This window comes from Desulfovirgula thermocuniculi DSM 16036 (assembly GCF_000429345.1).
Classification (GTDB): Bacteria; Bacillota; Desulfotomaculia; order Desulfotomaculales; family Desulfovirgulaceae; genus Desulfovirgula; species Desulfovirgula thermocuniculi.
The window spans coordinates 44,200-61,392 of sequence record NZ_KE386887.1; the positions used below are offsets into that span (position 1 = coordinate 44,200).

At 61.7% G+C, this 17,193-nt stretch carries 23 protein-coding genes; 1 reads left to right on the top strand and 22 read right to left on the bottom strand.

From position 1 onward, the window contains the following. Positions 1-11: 11 nt before the first annotated feature. From spoIIIAC to G454_RS0115550, 8 genes are all read right to left on the bottom strand, one after another. Positions 12-215, bottom strand: a complete 204-nt coding sequence (gene spoIIIAC / locus G454_RS0115515; protein ID WP_027719283.1) for a stage III sporulation protein AC — start codon at positions 213-215, stop codon at positions 12-14. Positions 216-231: 16 nt separating this feature from the next. Then, the gene (locus G454_RS0115520; protein WP_027719284.1) at positions 232-744 is read right to left on the bottom strand and encodes a stage III sporulation protein AB; all 513 of its coding nucleotides are present in this window, start codon (positions 742-744) and stop codon (positions 232-234) included. Continuing rightward, positions 738-1,742 carry a stage III sporulation protein AA gene (gene spoIIIAA, locus G454_RS0115525; RefSeq protein WP_051276617.1) on the bottom strand — a complete coding sequence of 335 codons (1,005 nt, stop codon included), beginning with the start codon at positions 1,740-1,742 and terminating at the stop codon, positions 738-740. The genes G454_RS0115520 and spoIIIAA overlap by 7 nt, the downstream gene beginning before the upstream one ends. A 140-nt stretch (positions 1,743-1,882) precedes the next feature. Further along, complete coding sequence (locus G454_RS0115530; RefSeq protein WP_027719286.1) at positions 1,883-3,562, bottom strand: FAD-dependent oxidoreductase; 1,680 nt, start codon at positions 3,560-3,562, stop codon at positions 1,883-1,885. A 109-nt stretch (positions 3,563-3,671) separates the two neighbouring features. After that, the gene (locus G454_RS0115535; RefSeq protein ID WP_027719287.1) at positions 3,672-4,124 is read right to left on the bottom strand and encodes a CD1247 N-terminal domain-containing protein; all 453 of its coding nucleotides are present in this window, start codon (positions 4,122-4,124) and stop codon (positions 3,672-3,674) included. 89 nt (positions 4,125-4,213) lie between these two features. Then, complete coding sequence (gene efp, locus G454_RS0115540) at positions 4,214-4,771, bottom strand: elongation factor P (protein ID WP_027719288.1); 558 nt, start codon at positions 4,769-4,771, stop codon at positions 4,214-4,216. 21 nt (positions 4,772-4,792) lie between these two features. Further along, on the bottom strand, positions 4,793-5,863 hold the full coding sequence (locus tag G454_RS0115545; RefSeq protein WP_027719289.1) for a M24 family metallopeptidase: 1,071 nt from the start codon (positions 5,861-5,863) through the stop codon (positions 4,793-4,795). 84 nt (positions 5,864-5,947) lie between these two features. Continuing rightward, a complete protein-coding gene (locus G454_RS0115550; RefSeq protein ID WP_245574433.1) occupies positions 5,948-7,285 on the bottom strand; it encodes a TldD/PmbA family protein in 1,338 nt (445 codons plus the stop codon). Between the two features lie 128 nt (positions 7,286-7,413). On the opposite strand from G454_RS0115550, the gene G454_RS0115555 reads away from it, so the two are divergent. Then, complete coding sequence (locus G454_RS0115555; RefSeq protein ID WP_027719291.1) at positions 7,414-7,695, top strand: DUF3243 domain-containing protein; 282 nt, start codon at positions 7,414-7,416, stop codon at positions 7,693-7,695. Between the two features lie 37 nt (positions 7,696-7,732). Here G454_RS0115555 and G454_RS0115560 read toward each other — a convergent pair whose 3' ends face one another. The 14 genes from G454_RS0115560 to G454_RS22490 all read right to left on the bottom strand — a co-directional run bounded on the left by G454_RS0115560 (position 7,733) and on the right by G454_RS22490 (position 17,193). Beyond that, complete coding sequence (locus G454_RS0115560) at positions 7,733-9,163, bottom strand: TldD/PmbA family protein (RefSeq protein WP_245574434.1); 1,431 nt, start codon at positions 9,161-9,163, stop codon at positions 7,733-7,735. Positions 9,164-9,201: 38 nt separating this feature from the next. Continuing rightward, positions 9,202-9,918, bottom strand: a complete 717-nt coding sequence (locus tag G454_RS19835; RefSeq protein WP_051276582.1) for a DMT family transporter — start codon at positions 9,916-9,918, stop codon at positions 9,202-9,204. Between the two features lie 3 nt (positions 9,919-9,921). Next, positions 9,922-10,152, bottom strand: coding sequence for a hypothetical protein (locus G454_RS20635; protein WP_051276584.1), 231 nt, complete (start codon positions 10,150-10,152; stop codon positions 9,922-9,924). A 48-nt stretch (positions 10,153-10,200) separates the two neighbouring features. After that, positions 10,201-10,884 carry a type 4a pilus biogenesis protein PilO gene (pilO, locus tag G454_RS0115570; RefSeq protein WP_156896860.1) on the bottom strand — a complete coding sequence of 228 codons (684 nt, stop codon included), beginning with the start codon at positions 10,882-10,884 and terminating at the stop codon, positions 10,201-10,203. Further along, positions 10,884-11,603: a PilN domain-containing protein gene (locus G454_RS0115575; protein ID WP_027719294.1), complete on the bottom strand. Its 720-nt coding sequence runs from the start codon at positions 11,601-11,603 to the stop codon at positions 10,884-10,886. The genes pilO and G454_RS0115575 overlap by 1 nt, the downstream gene beginning before the upstream one ends. Beyond that, positions 11,600-12,601 carry a type IV pilus biogenesis protein PilM gene (gene pilM / locus G454_RS0115580; protein ID WP_051276586.1) on the bottom strand — a complete coding sequence of 334 codons (1,002 nt, stop codon included), beginning with the start codon at positions 12,599-12,601 and terminating at the stop codon, positions 11,600-11,602. The genes G454_RS0115575 and pilM overlap by 4 nt, the downstream gene beginning before the upstream one ends. Positions 12,602-12,619: 18 nt before the next feature. Next, a complete protein-coding gene (locus G454_RS20640) occupies positions 12,620-13,099 on the bottom strand; it encodes a pilus assembly FimT family protein (RefSeq protein ID WP_051276588.1) in 480 nt (159 codons plus the stop codon). A gap of 64 nt (positions 13,100-13,163) precedes the next feature. After that, positions 13,164-14,462 carry a hypothetical protein gene (locus G454_RS0115590; RefSeq protein ID WP_027719296.1) on the bottom strand — a complete coding sequence of 433 codons (1,299 nt, stop codon included), beginning with the start codon at positions 14,460-14,462 and terminating at the stop codon, positions 13,164-13,166. Between the two features lie 34 nt (positions 14,463-14,496). After that, positions 14,497-15,033: a prepilin-type N-terminal cleavage/methylation domain-containing protein gene (locus G454_RS0115595; protein WP_169719389.1), complete on the bottom strand. Its 537-nt coding sequence runs from the start codon at positions 15,031-15,033 to the stop codon at positions 14,497-14,499. Positions 15,034-15,064: 31 nt separating this feature from the next. After that, a complete protein-coding gene (locus G454_RS0115600; RefSeq protein WP_027719298.1) occupies positions 15,065-15,463 on the bottom strand; it encodes a prepilin-type N-terminal cleavage/methylation domain-containing protein in 399 nt (132 codons plus the stop codon). A gap of 15 nt (positions 15,464-15,478) precedes the next feature. Further along, positions 15,479-16,087 carry a type II secretion system protein gene (locus G454_RS20645; protein ID WP_051276591.1) on the bottom strand — a complete coding sequence of 203 codons (609 nt, stop codon included), beginning with the start codon at positions 16,085-16,087 and terminating at the stop codon, positions 15,479-15,481. Positions 16,088-16,119: 32 nt separating this feature from the next. Next, positions 16,120-16,587 (bottom strand): prepilin-type N-terminal cleavage/methylation domain-containing protein, encoded by a 468-nt coding sequence (locus tag G454_RS22800; RefSeq protein WP_027719299.1) that lies wholly within the window; start codon positions 16,585-16,587, stop codon positions 16,120-16,122. A 23-nt stretch (positions 16,588-16,610) separates the two neighbouring features. Continuing rightward, positions 16,611-17,045 (bottom strand): hypothetical protein, encoded by a 435-nt coding sequence (locus G454_RS0115615; RefSeq protein WP_027719300.1) that lies wholly within the window; start codon positions 17,043-17,045, stop codon positions 16,611-16,613. Further along, positions 17,029-17,193 (bottom strand): type II secretion system protein, encoded by a 165-nt coding sequence (locus tag G454_RS22490; RefSeq protein ID WP_245574435.1) that lies wholly within the window; start codon positions 17,191-17,193, stop codon positions 17,029-17,031. Before G454_RS22490 ends, G454_RS0115615 begins: the two co-directional genes overlap by 17 nt.

The following is a 17,193-nucleotide window of genomic DNA, read 5'->3' on the forward strand; positions in this document are numbered from 1 at the left end:
CGCCACCCTTCTTAAAAGAGCTTGAACACTGACTTTACCTGGTCAAAGAAATTGCCCAGAAGCTGCACCACCCAGAAAAGGGCAATGGCCATGCCGCCCAGGGTGGCTATGAAGGCGTAATCCTCCTTGCCGGAATTTTTCAAAACGTAATGGGCCACGGCCACCAGCACACCGATGCCGATAATCCTAAAGATCACGCCCACGTCATAGCCCATGCGCTGAAAACCTCCTTCACCAGAGCGTGAAAATCAGGGCCAGGCTGCCCAGAAAGCCGAGAGAGCGCCAGAGCTTAACGTAACGCGCGGCCTCTTCCTCCGCCCTCTTCACTTCCAGGTCCAGCTGTTCCATGGCCAGGCGCAGGTGCTTGCTCTGGTCGCCGGTGCTGGAAATGCCCAGCACGTAGCCGAGGCGGCGCAGGATGGCCAGGTCCCTGGCTGCCAGGGCGCTTTGGGCGTAGCACTCCCTCAGGGCGCCCTCCCAGGCCTCCTGCAGCGTGCAGCCGGCCCCAAGCCCCGCACCGGCGCGGGCAAAAAAGAGGGCCACCTGGTGCGGTAACCGCTCGGCCACCCGCAGCAGGGCCTCGGCCAGCGGGGTGGCCGTGTAGGTGATCTCCGTTTCCAGCATCTTTAGCGCTACCTGCAGGGCCCGCAGGTCCGCAGGGCGGCGGGCGTAAAGGCCGGCCACCACCGCGCCCAGCCCGCTGCCGGCAAAGAGAATGGCGGCACAGCCCAGGACCTTCAGCATGCCCTCACCCCCAAGGGAGAGAGTGTCTGGCCGTCCCAGATCTCCTCCACCGTGCCCACCCCGCGCGAGCGCCCCAGCAGTACAAAGCGCTGGATAACTTTTAAGGAAAATAGGTGCTGCAGCGCGGGGCGGCTGGCCAGCTCCCGCAGGGAAGAGCCGTGCACCGTAACCAGCACGCGCACGCCGGCGTGGAACACCTCCTCCAGGGCGGCCACATCCTCTGCCCTGCCGATTTCATCGGTAGCAATCACCTGGGGGGCCATGGAACGCAGGAGCATGGTCATCCCCTCCGCCTTCGGGCAGCCGTCCAGGACATCGGTGCGCGCCCCCACGTCCCGCTGGGGTATGCCGCGGTAGCACCCGGCTAGCTCCGAGCGTTCGTCCACCACGCCCACCCGCTGCCCGGGAAGCTCGAGCTCCGGCACGCCGTTGCTGACCTGGCGGATGAGATCCCGCAGCAGGGTGGTCTTCCCGCAGCGGGGCGGGGAAAAAATGAGGGTGTGGTAGACGGTCCTGTGCCGCCGGTCAATGAGGTGCGGCAAAAGGGGGGTGGCCAACCCGGGTACCTCCCGGGAAACGCGGATGTTAATGGAACCTATGTGTTTTAGCGTCCTCACCCTCCCCCCCTCGACCACCGCCTTGCCGGTCAGGCCCACGCGGTGCCCGCCGGGGAGGGTAATGAAGCCGTTGCGCAGCTCTTCCTCCAGGGCGTATAGCGACGAACCGGTTACCAGCTGGATGGTTCGTTCCATGTCCGGAGCAGTAACCCGGTAGGCCTGTTCCGGGTCGCCAACCAGGCAGCCGGCAGGGCTCAAAAACGCATCACCCTGCACCAGGCCCAGAGCCAGGGGGCGGTCCTGGCGTAGGCGGATCTCTTCCAGCTGCCCCAAAACAGCGGGGGGCAGGGTAGCCACCAGGGAGCGCAAGTGGGGCGGCAGCACATGCAAGACCTCGGCCACCGGGTCCGGTGGCGGGTCCGGCCTGCCTGAAGGGAGCATTCTGAAGAGAGATGCCGTGCCCATGTTTGTCCCCTCCCTGGTAAATAGATATTGGGATATATGGGAACATATGCCTCACCGGGACAAAAAAAAGAACCCCCTGCCACTTGCGGCAGGGGAGTCCTAATCTGCAGCCCGGTTCACTCCATCTCGTACGGCCAGGCCTGCAGCCCGCCTTCCAGGAACCTTACCCGGGTGTAGCCCGCGCCTTCCAGGATGCGCTGGGCTTCCCAGGCCCGCGTGCCCATGGCGCAGAGGATGACGATTTCCTTATCCCGCGGCACCTCTCCTATGCGCTGGCGCAGCTCGTTCAAAGGCACCAGCATGACCCTTTCATCCTCAATGTGCTTGGCGTTAAACTGCGCGGGCATGCGCACGTCCAGCAGCACCAGGTCCTCCCCGGCGTCCATCCTGGCCTTTAAGTCGCGGGCGCCTATGGTCTTGGCCAGACCGGAAAGCTTGTTGCGCAGCGTGTTGGCCGTGTGCTGCACCGGATCAATGGGCGTGGAGAAGGGCGGCGCATAGCCCAGGTCCACGCCGGCCAGGTCATCCACGGTGCCGCCGAAATAAAGGACCGTGGCCGCCACGTCAATGCGCTTGACCGCCTCGCCGCCGCCCACAGCCTGAGCGCCCAGCAGCCTGCGGGTGGATTTGTCCACCACCAGCTTGATGAGCAGGTTGTCGTGGCCGGGGTAATAGTGGGTGCGGTCGTGGGTGGAGTTAACCACCGTTTCCACATCGTAGCCCAGCTCTCTTGCCTGCAGCTCGCCGAGGCCGGTGCGGGCAATGTTGAAGTTCAGCGTCTTTAGCACGGCGGTGCCCAGCACACCCTTAAACCGGCTGGGGATGCCCGCCAGGTTGTCGCCCACCACCCTCCCCTGGCGGTTGGCCGTGGAGGCTAGGGGGATGTACACCTTTTGCCCGGAAACGAGGTGGGTGTTTTCCACGCAGTCGCCCAGGGCGTAAATGTCGGGGTCGCTGGTCTGCAGGTGCTCGTTGACGGCAATGGCGCCCGTTTGGCCGATCTCCAGGCCGGCAGCGCGGGCCAGCTCCACGTTGGGCCGCACGCCCACGGCCACGATGACCAGCTGCGCCTCCAGGGTTCCCCTGTCGGTCACCACCCGGCTCACGCGGCCGTCCTCGTCGCCCTCCAGGCGCAGCACCTTTTCACCCAGGTGCAATTCCACGCCCTGCTCTTCCAGGCGCGCCGCCAGCACCGCCGCCAGCTCCGGGTCCAGAATCCCCGGCAGCACCTGGTCCTTAATTTCCACCACGGAAACAAATATTTTGCGCTTGATCAGGGCATCCAGAGCCTCCATGCCGATGAGGCCCGCTCCGATGACTACTGCCTCGCTGACCTCTTCTAGGTCTTCCATGATTTTAAGAGCGTCGTCGGGATGGTTGAGGCGGTGCACCCCTTTGAGCTCCAGGCCGGGAATGGGGGGTATAACGGGGCTTGAGCCGGTGGCCAGTACCAGCTTGTCGTAGGGAAGGGTATAGCTTTCCCCCGTATCGAGGTTGGTCACCGCCACCTCTTTCTTTTGCCGGTCGATAGAGGTAGCCTCGGTGCGCGTCAGTACCTTAACTCCTTTTTCGCGTGCAAAGAACTGCTCGTCCCTGAGGACCCCGTAGGGGGTGCTAAACAACTGGTTGAAGTCCTTGACCTGGCCGGCAACAAAAAAGGGCATGCCGCAGCCCGCGTAGGATATGAGCCGGCCCCTCTCCACAATGGTTATTTCCGCATCCGGCATCAGCCGCCGGGCGCGGGCCGCCGCCTTCGGGCCGGCAGCCACCCCGCCGATGATTACAATCCTGCTCACCTACTGTTGCGCCTCCTCTTTATTTTTCTTTTGCTCATTGTACCCCCGCCGGTAGAGGCCCGTCAAGGGGCGCCCCTCAAAAGCAGAAGGCTCCGGCCAGGCCGGAACCTCATATGTCCTCTTCGCCCCTAATTTCCGCCCGCCCCTCCATGACCTCCGGTTCGTCGCCGCTCTCGTAGGTGTCGTCGTTGACGAAGACCACCTCATCGCAGTTGGGGCAGGTTACCTCAACGACACCGTCCTCCTCCAGGATGTCGCGGTCAAAGCAGACGATTTCACCGCAGCGGGGACACTCCACCTCCATGTAACCCTCCGCCTCCCCGTCGTAATCCCGCCGCGTGCCGTAAAAGTCGTCCTCCAGGGCATAGAGGTCGTTGTCAATGCTCTCCAGGTAATCTTCCAGCTCACCCTGGGCCTCCTTTAGCTCGTGAAAGGACTGGGCAAAATCGCTCAGCACGTCGAGGATCCCTGAAAGCAAGCGCCCTTCCTTGCTGTCCGGCTCCAGGTTCATCCCCGCCGAAAGACCCTGCAGGTAAGCCACCTTGGACTTCAGGTCGTCCATAAAAATGCAACCCCCCTTGGAATTTAATCTGGGCCAACTGACTATTCTAAAGTATTGCCCTTTCAGGGGGGTTTTAAAACCATTGCCGGCTATACCCGCTTAATGTAGTGGCCGGTACGGGTGTCGATCTGCAGCACGTCGCCCACTTCCACGAAGAAGGGCACCTGCACCACATATCCGGTTTCCAGGGTGGCCGGCTTGGAACCACCCGAGGCGGTGTCGCCCTTAATGCCGGGCGGCGTATCGATGACCTTTAGCTCCACGTAATTGGGCAGCTCCACGCCGATGGATTTCCCCTGGAACATGAGGAGGGTGAGGGTCATGTTCTCCTTCATGAAGTTGACGGCCTCACCCAGCTCTTCCCTGGTGAGGGAGAACTGGTCGAAGGTCTCCATATCCATGAAGTTGTAGGTCTTGCCGTCGTTGTAGAGGTACTGGACCTCGCGCCGGTCGATGTGGGCGCGGGGCACCTTCTCGCCGGCGTTAAAGGTTTTCTCAATGACCGCCCCCGTGCGCAGGTTCTTTAACTTGGACCGCACAAAGGGAGAGCCCTTCCCCGGCTTGACGTGCTGGAACTCGATGACCTGGTAGGCCTCGCCGTCCAGCTCAATGGTCAGCCCGGTCCGGAAATCGTTGGTAGAGATCACGGCTCGCCACAACCTCCCATCTCACACTATGATCATGGGGTCCTTGGGAATGCCGGTGAGCAACCGGCACCCGCCTTCCTCCACCAGCACCATGTCTTCAATGCGCACCCCACCCCACCCGGGGAGGTATACTCCCGGCTCGACGGTGATGACCATGCCCGGCAGGAGGGGCTTTTCGTTTTTGGCCGAAACGGAAGGCTCCTCGTGCACGGCCAGGCCCACACCGTGGCCGGTGCTGTGGCCGAAATTTTCCCCGTAACCCGCCGCCTCAATAACCTCCCGCGCCGCCCGGTCGACCTCGCAGGCCTTCACCCCCGCCCGCACCGCGGCAATGGCCGCGCGCTGCGCCTCCAGCACCAGCCGGTAAATTTCCTCCTGGCGCGGGTCGGGCGGCCCCACGGCCACCGTGCGGGTAAGATCGCAATGGTAGCCGCGGTAGCGGCAGCCGAAATCCATGGTCACCATCTCGCCCCGGCAGATGACCCTGTGCGTGGCCGCGCCGTGAGGCAACGCACCCCTGGGACCGGAGGCTACGATGGTATCAAAGCCTATCTTCTCCGCACCGTGGCGGCGCAGGAAGGCTTCCAGCTCCACGGCCACCTCCCACTCGGTGACGCCCGGGCGGAGGATGCCGAGCACGTGCCAGAAGGCCCGCTCGGCCAGGGCCGCCGCCTGGGAGATGGCCTCCAGCTCTTCCCCGTCCTTTACCTGCCTCAGCTCCTCCACCACACCGGACAGCGGCACCAGCTCTACACCTTCCAGCTTTTCCTCCAGCAGCTTTACCTGGCGGTAGGAAAGGTAGTCCCCCTCGCACCCCAGGCGGGAAACCCCCCAGCTCGGCAGGTTCTCGGCCAGCGTCCCGGCCAGGGAATCCTTGTACCGGACCACCGTAAACCCGGGACACTGGGAGGCCGCCTGGTCGGCGTAGCGGAAATCGGCCAGGAAGTAAAGGCCGCACTTCCCCACCACCAGCGCACCTGCAGAACCGGTAAAACCGCTCAGGTAGTACCGGTTTTCCGGCTGGGCCACCAGGAAGGCGTCCAGCTTTTCCTCTTCAAGCCTGGCCAGCAGGCGCTCAATCCTCTCCCGCACTTTACCGCTTCCCCCGCCCGCGGCAAACTAGCGGACCACAACAACACATTTTACCATATAACGGGCGGCCTGCAAAGGCATGTCTTAACCGCTTACGCTGACCCCGGCCACCCTGATGGTGGGGGAACCTTTGCCGCCGAAAAACTTGAGGTCGTTGCCCACGCCGTCGATGTTTTTAAGCAGGTCGAGGATATTACCGGCAATGGTTATCCCCCGCACCGGCCGGGTAAGTTCGCCGTTTTCAATTAAAATCCCGGTTGCCCCCACAGAAAAGTCGCCTGAGATGGGGTTGGCCGTGTGCATCCCCAGGACCTCCGTAACGTAGAGGCCGCGCGGGGTGTTGCGGATGAGTTCTTCCGGGGAAGAGGCGCCGGGCCGGATAAAGAAATTGGTGGTGCCCACCTCCGGGGTGGCCTTAAAGGAGCCGCGCACGCCGTTGCCGGTGGAGCTAACGCCCTCCTTGGCGGCGGTATAGGTGTTATGTAAAAACCCCTGCAGGATTCCCCCTTCAATGAGCACCGTGCGCCCGGTGGGCACCCCCTCGCCGTCAAAGGGGGCAGAGGCCAGCCCGCCCTCCATGGCCCCGTCGTCCACCACCGTCACCTGGGGGGAGGCCACCTCCTGCCCCACCCTGCCGGCAAAAAGGGAGCGCTTTTTTTGCACCGCCTCGGCGGTGAGGGCGGGGCCCAGGAGGCCGAGAAAGCCCGCCGCCACATAGGGCTCCAGGACCACCGGCACCCGCTGCGCCGCAAGGGACCTGGCCCCCAGCATGCGCACGGCTTTTTGAGCGGCCTCCCGGCCCACCTTCACGGGGTCCAGGAGGGCAAACTTGAGGGTATAATCCACGGCAAAGCCCGTCTGGGCCTCGCCGTCCTCTTCCGCCACCAGGGAAATGTAAAGGCCGCAGTACGCGCCCCGGTAAGAGGCTTTTATACCCAGGCTGTTGACCAGCCCCACCTCCACCTCCCCGTCGTGGTAGGCGGCTGTTTCCACGGCCCGCACGCGGCGGTCGTATTCCCTGGCCGATTTTTCCAGGGCGCGGGCCATCTCTATTTTCTCCTCCACGGTGGCCGCAAGGATGGCCCGGTCGTAGAGGTCCAGCACCGGATACTCCGGCACGGGTGCGGGCAGCCGGTTGCAGGGATCGGGCGAGGTGCTGGCGGCGTTGCTCACGGCCCGGGCGGCCAACTCCTCCACCACCTCCCTGCGCAGGTCGCTGGTGTAGGCAAAGCCTACACGCCTCCCCGCAATTACCCGCAGGCCCAGCCCCTGCTCGCGGGCCGTTTTCAGGGTTTCCACCTTGCCGTCCCGCACTTCCACGACCAGCTCTCGCCCAAAGCTTATGTAACCTTCCGCCTGTTCCGCCCCCAGGCTCCTGGCCTTTTCTACGGCCCAGAGGGCAATGTCTAACGTTCCGGACAACATAAGCCCCCCCCTTACGTGGATAAGTATTATTCCTTGCCTGCCGCATTATTCCTCTGCGTGGATATAAACGGGGCAGGGAAAGGGCAAAATATTAAAAAAGGAACAGAAAGGAGTGCTGGTAGGCCTTGGATATCCGTCAGTTGAGCGCGGACTGGGAATCCTGGAAGCGGTTCCTGGGCCAAGCTGTGGAGTTTGCCGAAGAACTGGGCATCTCCCGCGAGCGCATCGTGGGCCTGGCCCAGCAGGCCGGGCAGGTACTGGCCGACCACGTGCCCCCTGCATCGCCGGAGCAAAAAGTGATGAAAGAACTCTGGACCGTGGCCGATCAAAACGAAAAGCACGTCTTGGCCAACCTGATGACCAAGCTGGCCTCACAGCACAGGCAGGGAAATTACGGCGCGTTTTAAAGCACGAGGGTCCTTTCTCCAAAGGACCCTTTTGTTCTTACACCCGCTTTACCTTGCCTTTACTGCCGGCGTGGCCGGTGCCGCCCACCACCAGCTCTCCTATAAACATAGTCGGTTGGGCGTCACTGACCGGCACCCCTTGGCCGTCTTTGCCGCAGGTGCCAATGGTAAACCCCAGGTCCCGGCCGATCATGCGCACGTTGCGCAGGACTTCAGGGCCGTTGCCCGCCAGCGTGGCTCCCCGCACCATGGGGCCGACGTCCCCGTCCACGATTAGGTAGCCCTCCGCCACGTCAAAGACAAAGTCCCCGGTGGTGGTGTTTACCTGGCCGCCGCCCATTTTCTTTACCAGAAGCCCGTTTTTTACCTCCCGGATGATCTCCTCGGGGTCCATCTTACCCGGCGCCACATAAGTATTCCCCATGCGCGGTATGGGCTTGTGCTGATAGGACTCGCGGCGCCCGTGGCCGTTGGACTCCCTTTCTTCGCGGGAGGCGGTGACCCGGTCGTACATATAGTCGGTAAGCTCGCCGTTTTCAATGAGCACGGTCCTGCGGGCCGGCACCCCCTCATCGTCAAAGCGGTACGAACCGTAGCGGCCGGGGAGGGTGGGGTCGTCAATGACGGTGACGATGTCCGCCGCCACCTTTTGGCCTTTTTTGCGGGCGTAAACGGAAAGGCCCTTTTGCACCAGGTCCGCTTCCAGGCCGTGACCGCAGGCCTCATGGACCATGGTGCCTCCGGCCTCACCGCTCATGACCACGGGCATCCGGCCCGCAGGAGCGGGCCTGGCCTCCAGCAAACCCAGCGCCCTCCGCGCCGCCACTTCGGCCATTGCTGCAGGCTGGTGCTCCTTTAACAGTTCAAATCCCGCCAGGGCGCCTGCCGCCTCATAGCCCGTCTGGATGAGGGAGCCTTCCGCCGCCACCACCTGCACGGCAAAGCGCGTTCTGATGCGCTCGTCTTCCACATACTCCCCGCGGCTGTTGGCCATGACCACCTTTTGCACCACGTCCCCGTAGGTGGCGATTACCTGCTTGATCCTGTCGCCCCCGGCTTCCCTGGCCGCCCGGTCGGCCTCCTGCACGGCCCTTGCCTTTTGCTCGGTCTTTACTTCATCGGGGCGCTCCGCAATGGTGAACTCAACAACAGGCCTGAGCCGGCGCAGGTCGAGGGAACACTCTTTTCGCGGTCCGCTAAAGGCGTGGGCCACGATCCCGGCCGCCTGCAGGAGCCCCTCCCTGCTCAAATCGTTGGTGTAGGCGTAGGAGGTGGTGTCCCCGCTGACCACCCTGATGCCGGCGCCCACATCGGTGCCGGAATGTACGCGCTCCACCCTGCCGCCCTCCAGGCTGATACCCGTGGTCTTTTTATACTCCACAAAGATGTCGGCAAAGTCCCCGCCCTTTTCCAGGGCCTGATCCAGCACTTCTTTCAGCAAACCCTTTTCCACCAGCACAAAAAACACCTCTCCTGAAACCCGCTGGCTATAATTTTTCCCCGGCGCTAGCGCCGGTAAACCACCTCTTCCCCGACGGGCGCCCGGCCCCCCCGGCCGGCAAAGTAGTTGGTCCCCCACACGCCCAGGAGAATGAGCGCGGCGCCCGCCAGCTGCCAGGAACCAAGCCGCTCTCCAAAGAACAGGAAACCCGCCACGCACGAGGTCACCGGTACCAGGTTCAGGAAGACGGCGGCGCGGGAAGCCGGCATGTGCGCCACGGCGTAGTTGTAAAGGAAGAAGGCCGCCACCGAGGCTATCAGCCCCAGATAGAGCAGGCCGCCAAGCACCACCGGGCGCTGCCAGGCATGGACAAGGGCCGCGGCACAGCCGGTAAGCGCCCCTTCGGCCAGCCCGGCAGCACCGAAAGCCAGGGCCCCGGCCCACATCATCACCAGGGTTACCTCAAAGGCGGAAAAGTGGGACCCCGCCCGGCGGGAGAGGATGGTGTAAAGGGCCGCCGCCAGCACCGCCCCCAGGAGCCACAGGACGCCCTGCAGGTGGGACCCTCCGCTCTCCACAGCGCCTCCCGGGCCCGCCGCGGCCATGAGGGCCACCCCGGCCACCGAGGCCACCACGCACAGGCCCTGGCAGACATTGATCTTCTCCCTTAGCATAACGCCGGAAAAGAGGAACACGGCCACGGGCACTAGGGAAATGATGATGCTGGACTCGGAGGCGGAGGTTTGTTTCACCCCGTAGGTCTCGCAGGTAAAGTACAGCACCGGCTACCAGAAGGCCACCTTCAACAACTCCGGGAGGTGGTGCAGCCGGATGTTTACGGTCGCCAGGCGCAGCAGGACCAAAAGGGAAAGGGCCAGGGCGGCCAGCACAAAGCGCAGGCCCAGCAGCTGAAAAGGGGTCAAAAAGAAAAGCACGCCCCTGGTGAAAAGGAAAGAGAGGCCCCAGATGACGGACACCATCAGCACCGCCAGGGTGGGGTAAAGCTTTCTCGCCAACACCAGACCTCCTCGCTACGTAAAGCCCACTTTAAAATACATAAGTGCTCAAGCCCCTGAAGACGGCAGGGGAATAGCCTCCCCCGGGAAGAAGGGGTTACCGCGCCCCAGTGCCCAGCGCTTGACTTCCTCCGCCTGGAGCCGACCGGCCGGCGTGGGTTGAAAGTAAAGTAAAAGGATGGTTTTGGCCGTAACCGTGCCGTCTACAGCCACGCCACCCGCAGCAGGAGAAGCCCCCGGCCCGGGTGCCTCAACGCGGGTTATTTCCAGGCTGCGCAGCTCGCTCAAAACGGGCAGGTTCTCCAGGTAACCCAGAACTTCCGCCACCTGCGGGTACCAACCCTTGACCTCCACTTCCACCGGCAGGACCAGGATGTAGCCCCTGTCTTCCACGGGCGAAGGCTTGAACTTCATGACCCGTACCTCATTCTTTTCTGCCACGCGACCGAGCTCAACCAGAAACTGCCCGTCCCGCATCTCGGTATCGAAGCGGGTCATGAGCTCACCATACCTGCGCCTGGCTTCTTCCAGGGCCTTCTTCTCTTCTTCCACGGTGGCGGCCTGCAGGCTCAGGCGGGAAACCAGGCTCCCGGCATTGTCCAGCTCGGCCTTAAGGCTTTTAAATGCCCTGAGCTGCGGGCCGAGGACAAAATGATACGCGGCATAGGAAAAGGCCAGGCCTAGAAGTAAGGCCAGCAGGACAATCTCCCGCCGCCTTAGCCTGCGTCCCATCAACCCCCGTCTCCCCTTAACCGTGCGGTTATGCTGAAGTTATAGACGCCTTTTCCTTCATCATATTTGACCTCGTTTAGCTCTATCCCGGAAAAATAAGGCAGCCCTTGCAGGTGGTAGAGCAGCACGCCGACGGCGGCCAAGGAACGGCTTGAACCCTCAATGTTCAAGCTCTCAGGCGGCGGGACGACCTTTGAGGTTCCTGTCTGCTGTAAGGCGGCAGGCACATTACCCTGCTGTTCGGCCGAAGGCTGTTGAAGGCCCCCGGCCTCCATTGCCCGGGCGGCTCCCTGCAGGAGGGAGGGCACCGTTCCCGCCCTTTCCGCTTTTGCCGCCGGAGAAGCCGCCTGGCCCGATACCAGCTGCAGGGCATTTAACCAGGCGCCGTCCGGCATTACCGCGGCCAGATCGGCCAGCAGCGAGGACCATGCCCGCCTCCGCTGGATGAGTTCCTCCAGCTCACCGGCCCTGGCCTCCAAGACCTGGCGCTCTTTCTTCATCTCTTCTACCTTATTTACCGCCTGCTGCAGCCTGGGCACCTGATAGCGCAGGGCCTCCAGCTCTACGCGCATTTTATACAGTTCGTGCCTCCAGTACAACAGGCCGCCTACAAGCGCGCCGCCCACCAGGACGGGTAAGGAAATCAAAGCCAGGCGCTTCGGCTCGAAGGGAGGCCTGGGCTGGAGCTCTGCGGGAAGCAGGTTCACCCTGTAATTCAAGAAAGCACCTCCCTCAGGGCCAGGCCCAGGGCCACCGCAAAGGAGGAGTCCTCGGGCCCTCCTTCATTGCCACCACCGGCCTTCGAGATAAATGGCCGCCCGGCCTCTACGGGCAATCCCAGCTCGGCGCGCAGCATGTCCAGCAGCCCTTCCGCCCCGCTCAACTGGCCGGTTACCACCAGTTCCTCTACCGGGTATTCCCTCTCCTGTAGCTGGTAGAAATCCAGGGAGCGCCGCACTTCCCGCATGAGGGCCTCTAGGAGATTTTGCCCTCCTGCCTCTTCAGCCGTAAAGGCCGCTTCGCGCTCAATTTCTACCGTAGCATCTTCCCCCCCGTAGGAGAACGCGCGCACCTCTCCCAGGCCCACGGGTAGGGAGCGGAGGTAGGCCAGCTCCTGACCCCTGAGGATGATGAACTGGCTGAAAGAGAGGCCCAGGTTTAACACCGCCCTCACACCGCCGTTGTGCGCAGGGTGCCCGAAAGGGCCGTGAAAAACGCGCCAGAGGGCCAGGTGCTGCAGGTCAATGGCCACTATCTGCAGACCGGCCCGGCGAAAAATATGGTGGTAGCGGTAAACCAGCTCTCTTGGTGCCGCCACCAGGAGCACGTTTTGCTGGCCGCTTCTATTTTCCCCCAGGACCACCGGGCGCACCACCAGCTCGCCGGAAGGAAAAGGCAAAAGCCGCTCCGCTTCCCACACCACCGCCTGCTCCAGCTCCTTTGGCGGCATGGGAGGCAGTTGTAATTGCCGCAGGATTACCCTGGGCCCGCCAAGGGCGGTAATCACCCTCCTGCCCGCACGCGGGAGAGATTTTAAAGCCGCCCTTAAGACGGCAGCCACCTCCTCCACGTCCCCTTCTTCCCAGGCCTGCAGGCCCGGCCCGGGGTAGCGGTGCAGGGCCAAAACCTCCCAGCCCCGGCGCGAATGCCCCAACAAGGCCATTCTTAGCTCCCCGCCGTCAATTTCTACCGCCGTAAGTACCTTTTTGCGCAGCATAGACAGACCTTTCCGGTTTCAGTAATCACCCCCGCTGGGGGGAGAGGGGGAAACGCGCACCCTGCCGGTAACGGGCGCAACGATAACGTAGTACCTCCTGCCGGTGAGCCTTTCCCGCAGGGTAACCGTGCCACCGGCATTAGGAACTCCTTTTAAATCAAACCGGAGTTCATACCCACTTGGGGGAAAGTTGGTCGCCTCCAGGTCTAGGTAGACGGGCAGCCGCCGCGTTTCAGTAACCTTATAGTTATACATGAGGTGGTATACTTCATTAGACGTATCAAACAATATCAGGTAGATGCCGTTTTCGTCCATAGACGCGAGCGCCCGTTGCTGCCAGGTGCGGATGTCCGCGGCCATCTGGTGGGCCGCGCCGTAAAGGGAGCGGTTGACCAGCGCGCCCAGCACGGCAGGGAGGGCGACGAGGAGGAGCGTGCCGGAAATGGCCACGACGGCCAGGAGCTCCACCAGGGTAAAAGCATTTTTGCGCCGCGGCATTCGCCGAAACATGAGTTTATTTTCGCTGTCCCCTTGAAAAAGTCCTTTTTCGCGAACGGTCCAGCTAGAATACGCCGTACTGCTCCTCCCAGGAAACGATCTCTATGGAGAAGAAGCCCTGGGGCAGTGGGGTCAGGGCGGCGCCGGTAAGGAGGGCATCATCTTGCTCGACATTCACATGGCCGTCAACCTCTGTCGTCTTTGCCATTACAACCCCCTTCACGCTGGCACCCCCGCGGAATTCTACCCGGTAGGCGCAAATGACCGCCTTTACCTCCTTATTGCCCTGCACCTTAACTGCCCCGTCGACAACCAAAACCAGCACATCCTTGGTCGGATCCTGCGGTTTAACATCTCCCACAATATCGACGTTTCCTTTTACGGCCACCAGCCACCTGCCGCTGTAGGTACCCTCCAGGCGTAGCTCTTTACCGCCGGTGTTCAGGTAGTAGGTGCCGGCACTTTTACCGTTAAAGTCAAACTCATAGTGGCCTCCCTGCTCCTGTGCCGGCAAGGATGGGTATCCGGCATAGGCGGCCACCGCCTGCTGTGGGTTCCAGTTTTGGGCCAAGGCCAAAAGGGAGGAGAGGTCCTCCCGGGGTGCGTTTAGGCGCGGCACCGCACCGCCCCCCTGCAGGGAAAAGGTGCCCTGGGGGTACTGCGCGGATGGCGCATAGTAAGCGCCGTTTGAGGTAAAAATTACCTCCCCTTGAGCGTTGTCAATAGTGCCACCTACCTGGAGGTACCCCGGTGTGCTGATGTGCCCGTTTTTGTTGTAGAGGTTTCCGCCCACCAGGACTTTTCCCCCGGGTACTACGCTTATTGTGCCGTTTTTATTGTCCAGGTTGCCGGAAACCGCCACTAGCGAGGCTCCGGAAATGCTCACATTTGAACCTGTGTCCAGATTGCCGTTGACCAGCAAATTGCCTTTTACGGAAACACTGCCATTTAAGTTGAGGGTACTCCCGGTGCAGAGGGCGCTCTGCAGCGCCGGGGCCAGCGAGCGCTTAACCTTCACTTTAAGCACCTTCCTGGCCAGGAGCTTCCCGTCCTGGCTGTAAACCCGCCCCTCGGAGGTGATCACTTTGATGGCCCCGCCCTCCGCATTCACCGCTATCTTGGATACCTCACCGCCGCCGAGAGCAATGGGTGTGGGAGGAGGGGAAGCATTGAAGTCCTGCTCCAGGCGGGCCAGCATCATTTCCACCCCTGCCTCGGCCAGGTAAAGCGCCCGGGTCATGGCCACCTGGCGAGCGGAAGTTTCCCTGCTGGCCCTGGCCAGCTGGAGAAGTGAAGCGCCCAGGGCCAGCACCAAGAGGGCCAGCACCATCACCGTTACCAGGGCGGAACCCTGCTGAAGCAAAGCACTTTTCCCCGGGGAAAGGCCTCTCATCCGCTCACCCGCGCAACACCCGTACGGTTACCCGTGAAGTCAGGGTATAGCCGTTTGTGCCCACCAGGGTCACTTCCAAGGTGGCGGGAAAACCAGAGACGGGTGCGAAATTAACCGCAGAAATGTGCGTGGCCACCGGATTATGGCCCCACCAGCCCACTTTATCCTGGCTGGTGGTCCTTTTAAGCTCTTGACCGTAGAGGTAATATTTTACGTACCTGTAATCCATGTTCTCAGGGGCCTTTAAAATTAGCTCTCCCGGCGCGATAACCTCCGTGCCCCGGCTGTACCTTATTTCCCTCGTCAAACGGTCCATGGCCAGCTGCAGGTTCTGCTGTACCTCATTTTCAAAATCGCCCTTTTTCCACTGCAGGTTTACGCTACCGGCAAAAAAATAGGCAACGCCGAGAATCAACGAGAGGAGCACCGCCGCAACCAGAACCTCCACCAGAGTAAAGCCGCGGCAGCACCTCAAAACGCGGCCCAAACGCCTTGCCTTCACATCTAAAAAAGCCGCAGCCCCCGCACAGACCTCGCGCACCATCATTCCCCCCGGCACCACCACGTTCTCACTAGCCCTTGCGCTTCAGCGTCACCAGCTCCAGCTGCCGCTGGTGCCCCTGGTGCTGGTAGTAGACGGTAACGCGCACCTGAAGCAGCCGGTCATCCGGCTGATAGGCCTCCACCGCGTATGTGTAAGTGTAGCCGGGCGCGCTGGGGAACTTTTCCGGCTGGTCCTGCCGCTCGTTTCCGGAGAGGCGGCAGGCCAGCAATTCCTCCATTACGGCCTGGGCGGCATTCACGGCCACCGTGTCCTCCCAGGCCGCCCTGGCCGTCATTTTGCCGGACACCAGCAGATTTACGGCGGTGGCCGCCACCAGCACCAGTATGGCAGCGGCCACCAGCACCTCTACTAGGGAAAAGGCACGGGAATCAACGGGATGACGCCGGCACTTTATGCGGCGGGGCATTAAGGGCCAGCCCCCTTAGTAAACTACCCGGTAGTAGACCCAGGTGTCGGTATTACTTCTTTTGCGGAAGTTTCCCGTCAAAATGTCACCATCATCAATCTGCGCATCTATCTTCCGGCAAATGGCATCGATCTCGGCCAGGCTCAGGCCCACAAAGCCCATTTCGATACAGGGGTCGGCCTGCCCATCTCTGTCAAAGTCCATCGCCCCGGTCGAGCCCGTACCCTCCCACTGGTAGCCTTCTTCTTGCGCCCCGGCATAAGACTTCCAGAAGGGGTTTAAGGGCCAGGTCTCCAGATAAGGCCCGTTCCAGCCGGCAACGTTAATGCCGATTTGCGGCGCGGCGTTGGTGAGAAAGTCCCAGCCCCTTTTCCGCCCGGGGATACCCCGGTGCACGTAAATGTCGTCGTCCGGCGGGAATTGCCCGGTATCTGTGTAATAGGCCAGGGCCGCCGCGCGGATGGCCTGCAGGTCACGGACCACCTTGGCCACCTTGGCCTTTTCCACCGCCTTAAAGGCGCTGGGAGTAATGATGGCCGCCAGCACCCCAATGATGGCGATAACCACCAGGAGTTCGACCAGGGTGAAGGCGCGGGAGTTATTATATTCAAGTACGCGTTTCATCCATGCTTTACACCCACTTGAATAATTTAAGGCTAATCTTCGGAGATTAACAATTTAACATTTGTTGGATCACTGCCATCATACTTAACTATACCATTATTACCATCTTCTACTCCATCCAGATCGAAATCAATCCTTTTGGCTGAGCTCAATGGTACATTTTCTGCTTTTATGTAACGTTCTTCATTATTATCGCTGTCAAATCCATTATTATCCTTCTGGTAGATATAGCTCCCACCCCAGGGATTCCTTTCAGGCCACCTTTCTACATAACCGTAAACATCGCTGACGACACTCGGCCACTGGCCAGTGTCAGCGTAATAGTTCAACACCGCCGCCTTGATGGCCTTATAGTCCGCTTCTGCCGCCGCCACCTTGCCCTTTTCGGTGGCCTTAAAGGCGTTGGGGACGATGATGGCCGCTAAAATACCGATGATGGCGATGACCACCAGTAGCTCCACCAGGGTGAAGCCCCTGCGGTCGCGCAACGCGTTTTTCATGTTGCCTCAGCCCTCCCGAAGTGCTACCTTTCGCTCCAGCGCACCAGGAGCACCTGCGCTTCGCCGTTTGGCCCGCCGCCGGCATCGTGGCCCTCCCGGATCATGAGCTCCTCGGCGGAAACCGGTACGGCCGTCTCTGCACGGTCGCCCCAGTCCCGCTGTATACCCACGTAAACCCCGGCCTCGATGGGCACGCCGTAGCGCACCGTGCCGTTAGGCCAGAGGTTCCAGTCGTACTTGCCGCCCCAGGGCGTCCTGTCCGGCCAGCGTTCCAGGTACGGGCCCTTCCAGTTGCGAGCAATGGCCTGCTTCTGTTCGGGGGTAAGCTGGTCGGTGCCCCACCCGCCCGTCCAACCCTCGGCCTGCGCCCGGGCTAGCACCTGCTGCCCTTCCGCTGTATTGTAATACTCCGCCGGGCTCATGGGGTACATAAAGCCGGGGTCAAAGCCGCGGTTCACGTCCTGTGGGAAAAAAGCCCATGTCGGCGTAGTAGGAGGCGTTGGGGGCGATGATGGCCGCCAACACCCCGATGATGGCGATGACCACTAAAAGCTCCACCAGGGTGAAGGCGCGGCAAGTTAAGTACGTCGGTAAAATAGTCTTCAC